The organism is bacterium (assembly GCA_035308905.1).
Taxonomy (GTDB): Bacteria; Sysuimicrobiota; Sysuimicrobiia; order Sysuimicrobiales; family Segetimicrobiaceae; genus DASSJF01.
In genome coordinates, this window is the sequence record DATGFS010000057.1 from 1 (window position 1) to 16,236 (window position 16,236).

Consider the following 16,236-nt stretch of genomic DNA (forward strand, 5'->3'; position numbering starts at 1 on the left):
CGCTGCCGGTGCCGCGCGCGCTCGCGATTGCCGCCAGTCTGGCGGACGTCGTCGCCTACTGCCACGCGCATCATGTCTGCCACCGCGATCTCAAGCCCGAGAACATTGTGGTCGGCGCGGACGGCCGCGCCACGATCATCGACTTCGGGATCGCCCTGCTCGACGGCGCGCCCCGCGTCACGTGGCGCGGCTTCTCCGGGCTGATCGGTACCCCCGAATACATGGCGCCCGAGCAAATCCGCGGCGAGCGGGGCGGTCCGGAGACGGATGTGTACGCGGTCGGGGTGATTCTCTACGAGATGCTCGCGGGCCGTCCGCCGTTTGGCAGCACGAACCCGCTGGCGACAATGTACCAGCATCTCAATCTGCGTCCGGAGCCGCTCGACCGGTTCCGCGGCGACGTGCCCCCGCCGGTCGCCGCGATCGTCGCCCGCGCCCTGCGCCGCCGTCCGCAGGAACGGTTTCCGGACGGCTCCGCGCTGCTCGAGGCCCTACGCGCGCCCGAACGCGTCGATACCGGTGTGCTGGCACGCCCTGACCCGCCGCTCGCCTCGGCGCTGCGCGAGGGGCTGATGCGGCATCCGTTCGTGATCCTTGGGCTCGTCGGGCTCGGCACCGCGATTCTGGTCTTGCTGGCCGAGGCGGTGCTGCGGCGCTGACGAGGCCCGGCGCGGGCCGGTTCGGAGGCGCGACCGGCCGGGTCAGCGCGTGAGGATCTGCCGGCCGCCGCCCGCGGTCCAGCGCCGTGGAAAATCCTTCAGCGCTTCGTCCACGAACCGCGGAAACGACGCGCGGAACGTGCCGCGCCACAACACGACGCCGCGCACCCGCGGATCCGCCAGCGCCGCGGTGAGGGTGCCCGCGGTCAACCACCGGGCGCGTATTCGCATCTCGGAGGTGTCACACAGCGCGGGAGGGACGTCACGGCCGGCCAGAAACGGCACGATGGGGTCGTCCGACAGGACCCAGGCGCCGGCCGGTACACTCCGCGCGGTCTGTCGCACCGCGGCGTGAAGCGGCGCGGACGTCTCGGGAGCTGAGGCCGCGGCGGTGGCCGTCAGCGCGGCGAGCCAGGCGATGAGCAAGATGCCGGCGACGGCGGTGCGCACGTGCGGCGGCTCCCGCCGGCCGCCCTCTACCGCGGCCGCGGCCAGAACGGCGAGCGGCGTGACGAGGACGACGAGATGGTGAGGCCACACCGGCCTCCAGAGGAAGACGGCCGCGAGGTCGGCGGCGAGCCAGGCGGCCACGGCGCGCTGCGGCGCGGCTCCGGCCCGCCACACGCCGGCGCCGTATACGAGGCCGGCGAGCCCCAGCACGACGAGGAGCCAGTTGGCCGCGGCGAAGGCGAGAAGGAGCAAGAGAGTACGGCCGGGGTCGACGGCGTTGACGCCCGCGACCGCGCGGTGAAACGCCACGGTCTGCCGCCAGATCTCCGCGGGCGGGCTCCCGATCCACACGATGGTGGCACCGGCTGCGAGCGCGCCCCCGGCCGCAAGCGCCGCGGCGCGCACTGTGATTCTCTTGAGGACGGCGGGCCCGGCGGCCACGAGAGCGGCGGCGAGGGGGATGAGGCAGGTCGCGGCTGTGAATTTCGTCATGACGGCCAGCCCCGCGGCGACGCCGGCCATGCCCCACCGCAGCGTTTCGCCGCGACCTACAGCGCGGTCCACGCCGCGGTCCCCCCCGGCGGCGAGGCCGAGCGCGACGGCCAGCGCCGCGAGCGCTTCGGAGGGACCCTCCATCTGGACCGTGTGCGAGGCCGCCATGAGCGCAGGCGCAGACCCCGCGATAGCGACCGCCCACAGAGCGGCGCGTGACCGGCTTCCGCGCGCCGCGATCGCAGCGAGGCTCGCCAGCCACAGCACCGAGAAGCCTACAATGACGGCTCGCGCCGAGGCGAGGGACCGCCCGAATAGCCCGAACGTGTGCGCGAGGACACCAATAAGCAACGGCGGCTGGCTGAGGAATACCGGCGCGTAGAGCCGATGACCGGCCGCCGCCGCCGCGGCCGTCGCCGCGTACACGCCTTCGTCGTAATCATAGTGCGCAGGGTAGGGGGCCGCCAGCACAAGCCACATCTGCCAGATGACGTGGACGCTCAGCAGGATCGCCGCGATGAGGAATATGATTGGGCGGCCTTCGGATCGAACGCGCGGCGCGGCTATCATGGCCTTCAGCGTACCATCGGCGATAAACCGCGCACAATCGTCCGCAACATGGCGTTATCGGGGTTGACAGATCCGGGGCACGGCAGGACAATACTTTTGAAGGCACCGCCGGTACTTACGGCCGGTCACGAAGGCCACCGGCGGGATCCAACGAAGGAGGCGGGACGATGCGGGCAAGAACGCGTCGGTCACGTCGGAATACGGCTACGGCCAAGGAGCGGCCACCGAAGCAGTAACGGAGCGGTGGTGGGGCAGGTCCTGCCGCTCCAAGCGAACCCCTCGTAGCCCTTCCAACAGGGGACGAGTCCCCACGAAGGCGACTTGAATGTCGCGAAGGCGGGAGCGAGGGTAGCGAGACCTCAAAAGCGAGGCCGGCGGCGCGTCCAGCGCCGCCGGCCTCGTGTGTTTTCGCGGTTGCCCCCTGGCGGGAGCAGGGACCGGGCGCCTGCGGCCTGAAGCGATCGCACTGTGTCTGCGGTGGCCACCAACGCGCGCGCCCGGCGGCTGCACCACCGCCGATCGTGGCGACAGTTTTTCCGCGTCATGGGTCCCGGCATCGTGTCCGGCGCTGCCGACAACGATCCGGCCGGCGTCATCACCTACATTCAGATCGGCGCCACGACCGGGTTCAGCCTGTTATGGCTCATGCTGCTCTCGACGCCCATCCTCTACTACCTTGAAGATATGTCGGCGCGGCTCGGCATCGTGGGCAAGCACGGGATCGGCCGGGTTCTCTGCCGCCGCTACGGAACCGCGGTGGCGTTTGTCATCGTGATCCCGACGCTGGTGTCGAACGTCATCACGATCGGCGCCGATCTGTCCGGTACCGCGGTCGCGGTGCAGCTGCTGACCGGGGTCCGGTGGGTCTGGTGGGTCATTCCGATCGCGGCGCTGCTTGGAGTGCTGCTCGTGGGCGCCAGCTACAAAGTCGTCAGCCGCGTGCTCCTCATCCTCACCCCGCTCTTTCTGCTCTACATCGCAGCCGGCTTCATCGTCCATCCGCGGTGGGTGGATGTTCTGCGGGCCACCTTTGTACCGCACATTCAGTTCTCGCCAACCTATCTGGCCGCGGCGCTCGCGCTTCTCGGTGCAACGCTGACACCCTACATGTTCTTCTGGCAGACGACGGAGGAGGTCGAGGGACACGAGCGTGTCGCCGACCTAGCGGACGAGCGCGTCGATGTGGCGGCCGGGATGCTCTACGCGAACCTTGTCTTCTACTTCATCATCCTTGTCGCCGCGGTCGTCATTCCACGCGGCGCCGCGGGGATCGGCACCGTGCTCGAGGCCACCAAGACGCTTCGGCCGGTCGCCGGGCCCCTTGCGACCGTCCTCTTCGCAATCGGCTTCCTCGTCAGCGGGATCATGGCCATCCCGGTGATGGTCGCGTGTTCGGCGTACACGCTGGCGGAGCTGCTGGGGTGGGCCGAGGGACTGAGCAAGAAGGTGTGGCAGGCCCGTGGGTTCTACGTGCTGCTGAGCGGCGCCCTGGTGGTGGGGGTCCTCATCGCGCTGGCCGGAATTTCACCGGTCGCATTGATGTTTTGGTCGAGCGTCGTGAACGGTCTGCTGCTTGCCCCGTTGTTCCTGGTGCTGCTCATGCTCTGCAACGACCCCCAAGTTGTCCGCGGGCACCGTAACGGACCGCTGGCCAACGTGGTGGGCGGCGGCGCGGTGCTGTTGACGCTTGGCCTCGGCGTCCTGACGGTCCTGCAGCTCCTCAGCGCGCACTAGGCCCGGGCCTTTGGGTGGATGGTCGAACGGACCTCCTGCGCGGCCGCGTGGCTGTCGCTGGCGCGGGACTAGCCGTCGGGACGCTTTGGCTCACGCCGTAGGCCTGCGACGGCGTCGCCCCGCTGGCGCGGGACTAGCCGTCGGGATGCGACGGCGTCGCCGCACAGGATACACCTCCGCAAGAGCGGAAGTAGCGAACCGCCCAGGACACGGACGGAGGAACGCCGCGATGTCACAGCCCGGCCGCCGGCTCGATTATTTCGGCATCGAAGAACTGCTCACGGAAGACGAGCGGCTCACCCGCGATACGATCGGCCGTTTGGTGGACAAGGAGGTGATCCCGCGCATCGGCCGCGCCTGGCTGGCCGGCGAGTTTCCCCGCGATCTCATCGCGTCGCTCGGCGCGCTGCGCGTCTACGGCGCCAATCTCCCGCAAGAGTACGGCTGCGCCGGCGTGAGCAACGTCGCCTACGGGTTGATGATGCAGGAGCTCGAGCGCGGCGACAGCGGGGTGCGGTCGTTCGCCTCCGTGCAGGGCGCGCTCGTCATGTACCCGATCTACGAGTTCGGCAGCGAGGAGCAGCGCCGGCGATGGCTGCCCGCGATGGCCGCCGGCGAGAAGCTGGGCTGCTTCGGATTGACGGAGCCGTCGGCCGGCAGCGATCCCGCGGCGATGCAGACGCGGGCGCGGCGCCGCGCGGACGGCTGGACGCTCACGGGCACGAAGATGTGGATCACGAACGGATCGCTCGCCGACGTCGCGCTCATTTGGGCCAAGGGCGACGACGGGGTCATCCGTGGATTCCTCGCCGATCCGCGCGCGAAGGGTTTCGGCGTGCACGACATCCACACGAAGGCGTCGATGCGGGCGTCGGTGACGAGCGAGCTCGTGCTGGACGAAGTTTTCGTCCCCGACGCCGACGCGCTGCCGCGCGCGACGGGGCTCGGCGCCGCGCTGCGCTGCCTCACCCAGGCCCGGTACGGCATCGCCTGGGGCGCGATCGGCGCCGCGGTGGCCTGCTACGAAGAGGCGCTCGCCTACGCGAAGGGGCGCGTGGCGTTCGGGAGGCCGATCGCCGCCACTCAGCTTATGCAGGAACGGCTCGTCGACATGCTGACCGAGATCACGAAGGCGCAGCTGCTCGCGTACCATATGGGCCGGCTCAAGGACGCCGGCACGCTCGGGTACACGCAGGTCAGCCTCGCGAAGCGCAACAACGTCCGGGCCGCGCTCAACATCGCGCGCGCCGCCCGCGGCATCCTCGGCGGATACGGCATCACGCTCGAATATCACGCGATGCGCCATGCCGCGAACCTCGAAACCGTCGACACGTATGAGGGTACGTACGACGTCCACACGCTCATTCTGGGGCGAGACATCACCGGGTTCGACGCGTTCGGCGCGCCGGCAGGAGGCCGCGAAGCGGCCGGAGGTCCTGCGCCAGACGGGGCAGGAGGGAGCGGGGCGCCGCAGCCGCAGGCCACTCAGGCTCGTCGTTGACCTACGACGCCATCGTCGTCGGCCTCGGCGCGATGGGGAGCGCCGCGGCCTACCACCTGGCGCGCCGCGGCCGCCGCGTGCTCGGACTCGACGGGCTGCCGCCGGGGCACCGGCTCGGCTCGTCCCACGGCTACACCCGCGTCATCCGGAAGGCCTACTTCGAGAACCCCGCGTACGTCCCGCTGCTGCGGCGCGCGTACGAGTTGTGGACCGAACTGTCGGAGGAGTCGGTCGAGCCGCTGTATCAGCGGACCGGCGGGCTCTGGCTCGGGGCGAAATCGGCCGCCGTGGTGGACGGTGCGCTCGCGAGCGCCCGCACGCACGGCGTCGCGTATGAGCTGCTGAGCCCCGCCGACGTGCGGCGGCGGTTTCCCGTGTTCGCGCCGCGCGACGACATGGTCGCGCTGTTCGAGCCCGACGCCGGGGTGCTGTTCCCGGACCCGTGCATTCTCGCGCACCTGAGCGGCGCGGCGCGCGCCGGCGCGTACCTCAGATACGATCAGCCGGTGCTCCGCTGGGAGGCCGGCGGCGAGCGCGCCGCGGTCGAAACACCGGCCGGACGCCACGAAGCCGGCGTGGTGGTGGTGACGGCCGGCCCCTGGGCGCCGGCGCTGCTGCGCTCGCTGTCGCTGCCGATCGAGGCCACCCGCCGGATCGTCGGCTGGTTCGCGCCCGCCGCGCCGGAGCAGGCGCCGCTGCTGCAGGCCGATGTGTGTCCGGTCTGGATCTGCGATCTGCACGGCACCAATATCTACGGCGTCCCCGACGTCGGCGACGGGCACGGCCTGAAGGCGGCGATTCACGAGCGCGGGCCGGCCTGCACCCCGGACACCTGCCGGCGCGAGGTTGGAGAGGACGAGGTCGCGCAGCTGACCGAGGTGCTGCGCAAGGTTCTGCCCGCCGCGGCCGGCCGGCTGATCGAGGCGGAGACCTGTCTCTACACGATGACGCCCGACTGGCACTTCGTGATCGACCGGCCGGCTGCGCAGCGGACGCTCCTCTACGCGACGGGGTTCAGCGGCCACGGCTTCAAATTCGCGCCGGTCGTCGGCGAGATTCTCGCAGATTTGGCCGTCGACGGACGCACATCCCACGAGGTCGGGTTTCTCTCCCCGGCGAGATTCGCAGGCGCGACGCCGCAACCGCGTACGTGAGCGACAACAACCGGACGCTGCACCGCCGCGTCACCTTCTTGGCGGGATTGGGCTACGGGTCCAACGGCGTGACGCTCGGGGTGGTGAGCTTTGCGCTGCTCGGCCTCGCGGCCGACTGGCGCCTGACCCCCGGGCAGGCGAGCTTCGTGACGGCGGCCGTCGGCGCCGGCCAATTGATCGGCGGGGTGAGCGCGGGGTACGTCGCGGACGGCCTCGGGCGGCGGCGGGCGTTCGGCATCACGGTCGGGCTCAGCAGTCTGGCCGCGGCGCTCGCCGCGGCGGCGCCGTCGCTCGACTGGCTGGTCGCGGCGATGCTGCTCATGGGCATCGGCTTCGGCGGCGTTGCCCCCGTTGCGACGAGCCTGGTCAGCGAGTTCGCGCCCGCCGACCGCCGGGGGGCGCTGCTGGGATGGACGCAGGTGATGTGGGCCACGGGGTGGCTCATCGCCGGCGTCGGCGGCGTTCTGCTCGCCGGCACCCTGGGCTGGCGCGGCACCCTCGCGATCGGGGCGCTGCCGTTCGCGCTGGCGCTCGCCGGCCCGCGGCTGATTCCCGAGTCGCCGCGGTTTCTGCTGGCCCACGGACGGCGGCGCGAGGCCGAGGCGCTGGTCGCCGATCTCAACCAACGCTACGGGGTCGCGCTCGACCTCCCGGACCAGGAACAGGCCTCGCGGGTCTCCATGCTGGCGCACCTCCGCGAGCTTTGGGGGCCCAGGTTTCGCCGGCGGACGTTTCTCTTATGGACGGTGTGGTTCACGATGATCGGCGCGTTTCAGGGACCGATCATCTGGATTCCCGCGATGCTGCAGGCGTCCGCGGCGTGGCGACCGGCGGAAGCGTCGGTGCTGGTCGCGTTGATGATGCTGCCCCCGACCATCGCCGCGACGTTCACCCTCGACCGGTACGGCCGGAAGCCCGTCATTGTCGCCGCGCTCGGACTGGCCGCGGTCGGCGCGATGGTCGTCGCGGTGGCCCCCACGGAGGCGGCGTTTGTGCTCGGGGGCGGAGCGCTGGCCGGCGGCGTCCTGGCCGCCTGGCCGGTGATCCTGGCGTATGCCTCCGAGATGTATCCGACGCGGATCCGCGCGACCGCGACCGGGTGGGCGTCCGCGGCCGGGCGCGCCGCGGGCATCGCGGCGCCGCTGTTGCTGGCGGCCCTCATGCGGACGTGGACCAGCGGCCGGTTCGAAGCCCTGACCGTCGTCGCGGTCGCGCTGGTCGCGGCGGTGGGGATCGTGCTGGTGCTGGGCGAAGAAACCGCGGGGCGCGGGCTCGAAGAGATCGCCGAGTACCGGGCCGAGGTGATCTGACGGAGGTGGGGGAGATGCGGATCGCGTGGCGTCGAACGTTCGCCGCCGGAGTGATTGTCGGAGTCATGGCCGGCGCCGCCGGGACGGCTGTGGCCCAAGTGTCTATCGGCTCGCTGATCAAGCTGTTCGGGATCGGCTACGTGGTCAAACAGTTCGGGCCGCAGATCAACTCCGCGATCAACACGATCATGCTCAACAACAAAGCGGAAAACAAGGAGCTCACCAAAGTTGTGCCGATCATCAGCGTCGGCGTCGGGCTCGGGACGGCCGGGGGCGCCTACATCGGCGCGGTCCAGGTGCAGGGGCCGAAGGCGGCCCTCGACCAGGTGCAGGCCGTGGCCGAAATCGAGGGGTCCTTCATGAACCAGATCCGCCTACGTGCCCTCGTGCCGGTGAACAGCCTGAACCCGCTGGCCGGCAACCTCCACCGTGTCTACGGTGTTGGGGTGACGGCGCTCGTCGACTTTCAGTTGTAGTGGCGCGCCGTCAGGGCCGGGTCAGTCCGCTCTGGGCACGCCGCCGGCCGCGCTTGAGCGGTACGCCGCACGTCGCGCAGTAGTGCTGCTCGGGATCGTTGATCCGGGCCCCGCACTTCCAGCAGTCGGCCGTGACTTCGTTGCCGCACTGAGGGCACCGCGTCTGCATCGCGGCCGCGGACACGCCGCCGAGCGCCCAGTCGCACTCCGGGTTGCCGCAGACGAGGACGAGCGGCGCAGCGTCGCGCCGGGGAAGCACGCGCTTGAGCGGCACACCGCAGTGCGCGCAGTACAACGCGCTCGCCTCCTCGACCTCCGCGCCGCACTTCCAGCACGTCGACACCATCGGCGCACCGCAGGTGGCGCAGATCTCCGGCAGGGCGTCGGGCCGCAGGGCGGTCGTGGAGTGGGTGCACTCGGGGCTGGAGCAGATCGCCAAGTATCGAGCCATCGCTGGTCCCTCCCGGGACGTCCTGGCCCACGCCGTAGGCACACGCGCGTCGTGGGGCCGTGTTCGGGGCTGGTCCCGGAACTCCTTTGATCGGGGCGTGCCGCGCCCTCAACGATATGGTACCCTCTCCGGCGAGGGTGATCGGGCGTGTCTAGCCGGTTTCACATCATTACACAAGGCTGTCAGATGAACGTCCGCGACTCGGAGGCGATGGCCGGGCTGCTGGCGCAGCTGGGCTATGCCGCCACCGACGATCCGGCCGAGGCGGACGTCATCATTCTGAACACCTGTACCGTGCGGGAAGGCGCAGAGGACCGCGCCTACGGCCGCCTCGGCGAGCTGCGCGCGCTCAAGCGGCGGCGGCCCGGTCTGCTGCTCGGCGTCGCGGGCTGCCTCGTCCAGCAGGAACGCGAGCGCGTACTCGCGCGCGCCCCGTGGCTCGATCTCGTCTTCGGCGTTCACAACATTCACCGGCTGCCGGAGCTGCTGCGGGAGGCGCGCGACGGCTGCATGCCGGTCTATGAGGTGTGGGACCGGTCGGACCGCGACCGCCCGCTGTCCGTGCTGCCGGCCCACCGGACGGGCGGTGTGCGCGGCTTCGTGAACATCATCCACGGCTGCAACAAGTTCTGCACGTTCTGCATCGTCCCATACGTCCGCGGGCGCGAGCGGAGCGTGCCGCCGGCAGACGTCGTCGCGGAGGTCCGCGGCCTCGCCGCGCAGGGCGTCCGCGAGGTGACGCTCCTCGGACAGAACGTGGACAGTTACGGCCACGACCTGACGCCGCGCCGCGACCTCGCCGCGCTGCTCGAGCTCGTCCACGAGGTGGACGGCATCGAGCGGCTTCGGTTCACGACGAGTCATCCGCGCGATATGACCCGGCGCCTCATCGCCACCGTGGCCCGGCTGCCGAAGGTCTGCGAGCACATCCATCTGCCAGTGCAGGCGGGCGACGACGAGATTCTCCGCCGGATGCACCGCGCATACACCGCCGCCCAGTACCGCGAGACCGCCGACGCGGTTCGGGCTGAGATGCCGCGCGCCAGCCTGACGACCGACATCATCGTGGGCTTCCCCGGCGAGACCGAGGAGGCGTTCGAGCGGACGCTTCGATTCGCCGAGGACGTGCGCTTCGACGCGGTCAACACGGCGATGTACTCGCCGCGCGAGGGGACGCCGGCCGCGGCGTACCCGGATCAGGTCGCCGACGAGGACAAGCGCCGGCGGCTCGCGGCCCTCAACCGGATGCAGGAGCGCATCGCCGCCGAGATCAACACGGCGCTCATCGGCGCCACGCAGGACGTGCTGGTCGAGGAGCCGGGCCGCAAGGGCGGCATGCTGGGGCGGACGCGCACGAACAAGATCGTCACGTTCGACGGCGCGGCAGACCTGATCGGCCGAACGGTGCCGGTCGAGATCGTCGAGGCCGGCTCGTGGGTGCTGCGGGGACGGCGCGCGGCGCACGCCGCCGGCCGGCAGCCTGCATGACGTCGTCCTACATTCGCCGGTAGAACCACCGCTCCAGGTCGCGTCCCCGCAGCCGCACGATCGTCGGGCGTCCGTGAAAGCAGGAGTAGGGGTCTTCGGCCCCCGCCAGCTCGTCGAGCAGCGCCGTCATCTTCGCATGATCGAGCCGATCGCCGGCGCGCACGGCGGTGTGGCACGCCGTCGCGATCGCCAGCCGTTCCTCGAGGTCGCGGGCCGCATGCTCCTCGCGCCCGCCGCCGAGATCGGCGAGACATGACCGGAACAGAGTGATCGCGTCGCGGTCCGCGGCGATCGCCGGGACCGCGAGCAGGCGGACCGTCGCGCGGCCGAAGGGGTCGACCTCGAACCCGACGGCCGCAAGCGCCGGACCAAGCTCCGACACCAGTGTTTCCTCCGCCGCCGACAGCTCGACCACGGCCGGCGTGACCAGGCCCTGCGCCTGCGCCTCCCCGGCCCGGCGCCGGGCGAGCAGGCGCTCGTACAGGACGCGCTCGTGCGCGGCGTGCTGATCGATGAGCACCAGATCTCCACCCGCGTCTCCAACGATATAGGTCAAGCCGAGCTGGCCGAGCACGCGAATCGACGGCCACGTCGAAATCGCCGGCTCCGGCGCCCACAGCGATGGAGCCGCGGCGTCGAGACCGCCGCCTGGCGGCGGCCCGTACCCGGCGCTCGGCTCGGCAACGCCGGCCCCCGGCCCCACAGCCTCCGGATCGGAGGCGGCCAGGGCACCGGCGCCTCCAGCGGTGCGGGCCGTCCCCGGCGCGGTATGCACCAGCGCGGCGGCGTGGAGGACGCGCCTGACCTCGCGCACCATATCGTTGAAGACGACCCGCTCCTCGGCGAACCGCACTTCGGCCTTTCGCGGGTGGATATTGACGTCGAGGAGCTCCTGCGCCACCCGGACGTGCAGGACGGCGGCCGGCACGCGGCCGTCCGGAATGAGCGTGTGATAGGCTTGGTCGAGCGCGCGCGCCAGCAGGGGACTGCGCACCGGGCGGCCGTTGACGACAAACCACTGATGGCTCCGGCGGGCCTGCGCGACCTGGGGCGTGCCGAGGACACCGGTGATCCCGGTGAGGCCGTGCGCGTCGATTGCGAGCGTATGGTCTTTGAGCGCCGGGCCCAGCACGCGGCGGGCGCGGTCCTCGAACGGCTCCGGCGGCATCCACAGAATCTCGCGGCCGGCGTCGACGAGGCGGAAGGCCACCGCCGGCGCCGCGAGCGCCAGGGCCTGCACGGTCTCCACGATCACCGCGCTCTCCCGGCCCGGCGACTTCAGAAACCGCTGCCGGGCGGGCGTGTTGTAAAATAGGTCCTCGACCGTCACGGTGGTGCCCTCGGCGGCGCTCGCCGCGGCCGCGGCCTGCCGCACGCCCCCCGTCACCGTGAGGGTGGCCGCCGTGTCCGCGTCGGGCGGCCGCGTCACGATCGTCACCCGGGCGACCGCGGCGATGCTCGGCAGCGCCTCCCCGCGAAAGCCGTAGGTGCTCACGCGGCGGAGATCGTCCGCCGACCGGATCTTGCTGGTCGCGAACCGCTCGAACGCGACCGCGAGCTGCTCCGCCGGAATGCCGGCGCCGTCGTCGCTCACGCGGACGAGCCGCGAGCCCGCGCCGTCGATCTCGATCGCGATGCGGCGGGCGCCGGCGTCGAGGCTGTTTTCGATCAATTCTTTGACGACCGAGGCGGGGCGCTCGACCACTTCCCCCGCGGCGATGCGCTCGGCGGCGGCCGGCGGAAGGACTTCGATGCGGGGACCGGTCACCGGCGCCCCGTCTTCGCAGGGCCTCCGGCCGCCTTCTGGGCCTGCGGCGCGGGCAAAAGATGCGCCTCCTGTGCGCGGGGCAGCGGGAGGGCGAGCTGTTGGCCGCGCGACGGCCCGCGTCTCGGCCGGCGCCCCCCGGGCTTAGGGCGTGCGCCGCTGCGCGCGTCTTCCGCGGCCCGCTCGAGGCCGCCCAGCACTTCGCGCGCCCTGCGGATGACGCTGTCCGGCACGCCAGCGAGCCTCGCCACGTGGATGCCGTATGAGGACGCCGCCGCGCCGTCCGCGACGCGGTGCAAGAATACCACGTCGTGGCCCTCCTCGCGGACGAGGACCTGGACGTTGGCGACGCGGTCGAGCTGCGACGCCAGTTCAGTCAGTTCGTGGTAGTGGGTCGCGAACAGGGTGCGGGCGCCGACGCGGTCGTGCAAATCTTCGACGACCGCCCACGCGAGACTCATCCCGTCGTAGGTGCTGGTGCCGCGGCCCACCTCGTCGAGGATCACCAGGCTGCGCGCGCTCGCCTGGGTCAGGAGGCGCGCCACCTCGATCATCTCCGAGAGGAATGTGCTGCGGCCGGCGGCGAGGTCGTCGGCGGCGCCGACGCGCGTGAAGATGCGGTCGACGAGTCCGATCTCGGCCTCGCGGGCGGGTACGAAGCTGCCGAGCTGCGCGAGGATCACGAGCAGCGCCGTCTGCCGGATATAGGTGCTCTTGCCGCCGAAGTTGGGCCCGGTGACGATGAGGACGTCGCGGCCCGAGGTGCCCAGCGCCACGTCGTTCGCGACGAAGCGCTCCCGCCCGAGGGCCTCCTCGACGACCGGATGCCGGCCTCCCACGATGCGGATCTCGCGGCCGGCCGTGACCCGCGGCCGGGCGTACGCGTTGCGGACCGCGACCTCCGCCAGCGCGGCGTAGACGTCGAGCTCGGCGAGCGCGCCCGCGCACGTCTGCAGCCGTTCGGTTTCGGCGCGGACCTCCGCGCGCAGGCCGCAGAACACCTCGTACTCGCGGGCGTTGATCCGATCCTGCGCGCTCAGGATGAGCGCCTCGCGCTCCTTCATCTCCGCGGTAATGTAGCGCTCCGCGCCGGCCAGCGTGCCCTTGCGCACGTAATCCGCCGGTACGAGGTGGGCCTGCGACTTGCCGACTTCGATGTAGTAGCCCATCACCTGGTTGTAGCCGACCTTGAGGCCGCGGATGCCGGTGCGCCGGCGTTCGGCCGTCTCGCGGGCGGCCATCCAATCCTTCGCGTGTTTGGCGCCGTCGCGCAGGCCGTCCACGTCGGCGTCGAATCCCGGCCGGATGACGCCGCCCTCGCGGGCGGACAGCGGCAGTGCATCCGCGAGCGCACGGCGCAGACGGCCGGCGAGATCCGGCGGCGGCGCGATCAGAGGAATGAGCCGCCGCAGGGCCGGCGCCGCGAGCGCGGCGGCCGCCGGCACGACCGCCGGAATTGCGTCGAGCGTGTCCCGCACGCCGGCGAGATCGCGGGGGCCGCCCGCGTCGTGGCTCAGCCGGCCGAGCATCCGTTCCAGGTCGCCGAGCGCATGCAGCGACCCGCGAATGCGCTCGCGGATCGAGCCGGTCTCCACCAGCGCCTGAACCGCGTCCTGGCGGTGTCGCACCGCCTCGACGTCGTCGAGGGGCTGCGCGAGCCATCGCCGCAGCAGGCGCCCGCCCATCGCCGTCTCGGTGAGGTCGAGGACGTCGAGGAGCGTGCGTCCGCGCTGCTCGTCGCGCGCGGAGCTCCAGAGGCCGAGCGCGCGTCGTGTGGCGTCGTCCACCAGCAGCCCGTTCTGAGACGACAGCAGGCGGAGCCCTCGTAGATGCGCAAGGGAGCCCCGGTGCGTGCTCTGGAGGTACTGGACGAGCGCGCCGGCCGCGGCCGCGGCGGCGGGCGCGGCCTCGAGGCCGAAGGCGTCGAGCGCCGCCACCCCGAGATGCCGCCGCAGTTCGCGCGCGGCGACGTCCGGGTCGAACCGCCAGGCGTCGTACGGCGTGACTACCGCGGCGGCCGCGTCGAAGCCGGGGCGATCCGGCCCGGCCTCGTCGTCGTTGCGGCCGCCGTCGGGGACGATGATCTCGCGCGGCCGCCACCGCGCCAGGACGTCGTCCGGACGCTGCGGCGCGTCGCCGTGCGCGGCGACGAACTCGCCGGTCGAGACGTCCGCGAGGGCGATCCCCCAACGGTCCCCCTGGGTCACCGCGGCCGCGACGAAGTTGTTTTCCCGGGCGGTGAGCAGGTCGTCTTCGATGACGGTGCCGGGCGTCACCACCCGCACGACCTCACGCCGGACGAGCGCGCGCGCCTGGCGCGGATCCTCGACCTGATCGCAGATCGCGACGCGGTGCCCCCGGTCGATCAACCGGCGCAGGTAGGTGGGCAGGGCATGGTGCGGAATGCCGCACATCGGGATCCGGCGGCCTTTGGCGACCGGCCGGCTCGTCAATGTGAGCTGCAGCTCGCGGCTCACCAATTGCGCGTCATCGAAGAACGCTTCGAAGAAGTCGCCTAATCGAAACAGGAGAATTGCGTGGGGGTGCTCGTCCTTGAGCGCCTGGTACTGGCGCATCATGGGCGTGAGTTCGGTCATTGCCTGTGACTTCGTCGCACCGGAAGGGGGTCCTGTTCGGGTTTGGGGGATCGTCTTCGCCGCGCGGCGAAGCTGAGGCGATGTGGATAACACCCAACCGAGTGAAACGACGATACGCCGCCGGCGCCGGCGCGGAGGCCGCGGTCGGCGCGCGCGTCCGCAGACGGTGACGGCGACCCCAACGGCGCCGGTTTCGTCCGACACGGGACGGGCGGCCGGCGGCGGATCGGCGGACCGCGCCGTCGCGGCGGCACCGCGCCGTCCGGTATCCACGCCATCGCGCCGGGCGGCCGCGCCGCCCGCCTCCGGTCCGAGCGCGGCCGCGCTGGCGGCGGAGGAGAAGGCCTGGGAGCGAACGCATCTCGAGCAAGTCATGTTCCGCCTGGCGCGGGAGCATGCCGAAGCCGCGGCGCGGTGCGCCGCGGCCACCCCGCCGGATCGGGATGGGGAACGCACACACAGCCTGCTCAGCGTGCTCATGGCTTACTTTGCCGTCGAAGCGTTCATCAACATGGTGGGACAGGATCGCCTCGGCGGACGGTTCCGACACTACGACCGGATGTCGCCCGAAGGCAAGTGGCTCGAGGTGACCCGTCTCGTGAGCAAGACCGGCCGCACGTTCGACGACGACGGCAAAGAACTCTCCGCGCTTTCGACGCTGCGGTCCTGGCGCAACACCTTGACCCACTACAAAGGCCGGTACGAGGACACGCAGACGGGCCGGGAAACGCAGGTGGATGCGCTGCTGAGCGCCGAGCACGCGAAACAGGCCGTCGACACGGCGACGATGCTCTACCGCGCGTTCTACGAGCTGGATCGGCGGTCGCCGCCGCGGCAATTCGTCTGGCTCGACGACCGCGAGCCGACGCGCCCGGCGGCGGCGCCGCGAACGTCGGTGCCGTCGTCACGTCCATCGCCCGCGCCGGCCGCATCGACTCCGGCGGGCCCCGCCGTTCCGGCCCCGCCGCGCCGCCGGCGCCGGCGCGGTGGACGGGGCCGGCAGCCGCAGAAGGGCGCCACCTAGGATTGCACGGCCGGCTCGTCGTCGTCGCCGGACCGACCGCGACGGGCAAGACGCAGGTCGCGCTCGCGCTCGCGCGGCGGCTCGACGCCGAGATCGTCTGCGCCGATTCGCGGACGGTCTACCGCGGGATGGACATCGGCACCGCGAAGCCGTCGCTCGCCGAGCGGGCGCTCGTCCCGCACCATCTCCTCGATGTCGCGGACCCGGCGGATTCGTTCACGCTCGCGGACTACCAGCGCCTCGCGCTCGAGGCCATCGCAGGAATCCACGATCGCGGCCGGACCGCGATTCTGACCGGCGGCACCGGGCTGTACATCCGGGCCGTGATCGACCGCGTGGCCGTGCCCGCCGCCGCGCCGGACTGGGATCTTCGAGAGCGCCTGGCCGCGGACGAGCGCGCCGGCGGCCCGGGCACGCTCCACCGCCGCCTCCGCGAGATCGATCCCGCCGCCGCGGAACGGATACATCCGCACAACGTGCGGCGCGTCATCCGCGCGCTCGAAGTGTGGGAAGTGACGGGAACGCCGATGTCGGCGTTCCACGCCCAGGTGCGCGGCGGCCGGTG

General features: G+C 71.6%; 13 protein-coding genes. 9 read left to right on the forward strand and 4 right to left on the reverse strand.

What is annotated here, in order from left to right; translation table 11 throughout:
• Positions 1–659 (forward strand): serine/threonine-protein kinase (locus VKT83_16385; GenBank protein HLY24045.1); only part of this gene is annotated, 659 nt, incomplete at its 5' end.
• A 42-nt stretch (positions 660–701) separates the two neighbouring features.
• Here the strand turns inward: VKT83_16385 and VKT83_16390 are convergent.
• Positions 702–2,171 (reverse strand): glycosyltransferase family 39 protein, encoded by a 1,470-nt coding sequence (locus VKT83_16390; protein HLY24046.1) that lies wholly within the window; start codon positions 2,169–2,171, stop codon positions 702–704.
• Positions 2,172–2,648: 477 nt separating this feature from the next.
• Between VKT83_16390 and VKT83_16395 the strand changes: the two genes are divergently transcribed.
• The 5 genes from VKT83_16395 (at position 2,649) to VKT83_16415 (ending at position 8,346) form a co-directional block, all read left to right on the forward strand.
• The gene (locus VKT83_16395; GenBank protein ID HLY24047.1) at positions 2,649–3,905 is read left to right on the forward strand and encodes an Nramp family divalent metal transporter; all 1,257 of its coding nucleotides are present in this window, start codon (positions 2,649–2,651) and stop codon (positions 3,903–3,905) included.
• Positions 3,906–4,134: 229 nt separating this feature from the next.
• Entirely contained in the window at positions 4,135–5,406 is a 1,272-nt protein-coding gene (locus VKT83_16400; GenBank protein HLY24048.1) for an acyl-CoA dehydrogenase family protein, read from the forward strand.
• Entirely contained in the window at positions 5,403–6,560 is a 1,158-nt protein-coding gene (gene solA / locus VKT83_16405) for an N-methyl-L-tryptophan oxidase (GenBank protein HLY24049.1), read from the forward strand. The genes VKT83_16400 and solA overlap by 4 nt, the downstream gene beginning before the upstream one ends.
• Entirely contained in the window at positions 6,557–7,870 is a 1,314-nt protein-coding gene (locus tag VKT83_16410) for an MFS transporter (protein ID HLY24050.1), read from the forward strand. Before solA ends, VKT83_16410 begins: the two co-directional genes overlap by 4 nt.
• A gap of 14 nt (positions 7,871–7,884) precedes the next feature.
• Positions 7,885–8,346: a hypothetical protein gene (locus tag VKT83_16415; protein ID HLY24051.1), complete on the forward strand. Its 462-nt coding sequence runs from the start codon at positions 7,885–7,887 to the stop codon at positions 8,344–8,346.
• 10 nt (positions 8,347–8,356) lie between these two features.
• On the opposite strand, the gene VKT83_16420 is transcribed toward VKT83_16415, so the two are convergent.
• The gene (locus VKT83_16420) at positions 8,357–8,797 is read right to left on the reverse strand and encodes a hypothetical protein (GenBank protein HLY24052.1); all 441 of its coding nucleotides are present in this window, start codon (positions 8,795–8,797) and stop codon (positions 8,357–8,359) included.
• A gap of 147 nt (positions 8,798–8,944) precedes the next feature.
• Between VKT83_16420 and miaB the strand changes: the two genes are divergently transcribed.
• Complete coding sequence (gene miaB, locus VKT83_16425) at positions 8,945–10,285, forward strand: tRNA (N6-isopentenyl adenosine(37)-C2)-methylthiotransferase MiaB (protein HLY24053.1); 1,341 nt, start codon at positions 8,945–8,947, stop codon at positions 10,283–10,285.
• Positions 10,286–10,292: 7 nt separating this feature from the next.
• On the opposite strand, the gene mutL is transcribed toward miaB, so the two are convergent.
• Positions 10,293–12,053 (reverse strand): DNA mismatch repair endonuclease MutL, encoded by a 1,761-nt coding sequence (gene mutL, locus VKT83_16430; GenBank protein ID HLY24054.1) that lies wholly within the window; start codon positions 12,051–12,053, stop codon positions 10,293–10,295.
• Complete coding sequence (gene mutS, locus VKT83_16435; protein ID HLY24055.1) at positions 12,050–14,647, reverse strand: DNA mismatch repair protein MutS; 2,598 nt, start codon at positions 14,645–14,647, stop codon at positions 12,050–12,052. Before mutS ends, mutL begins: the two co-directional genes overlap by 4 nt.
• A gap of 166 nt (positions 14,648–14,813) precedes the next feature.
• On the opposite strand from mutS, the gene VKT83_16440 reads away from it, so the two are divergent.
• Both VKT83_16440 and miaA read left to right on the forward strand, forming a co-directional pair.
• On the forward strand, positions 14,814–15,671 hold the full coding sequence (locus VKT83_16440) for a hypothetical protein (GenBank protein HLY24056.1): 858 nt from the start codon (positions 14,814–14,816) through the stop codon (positions 15,669–15,671).
• A gap of 2 nt (positions 15,672–15,673) precedes the next feature.
• The coding region (gene miaA / locus VKT83_16445) for a tRNA (adenosine(37)-N6)-dimethylallyltransferase MiaA (GenBank protein ID HLY24057.1) at positions 15,674–16,236 on the forward strand (563 nt) is incomplete at its 3' end.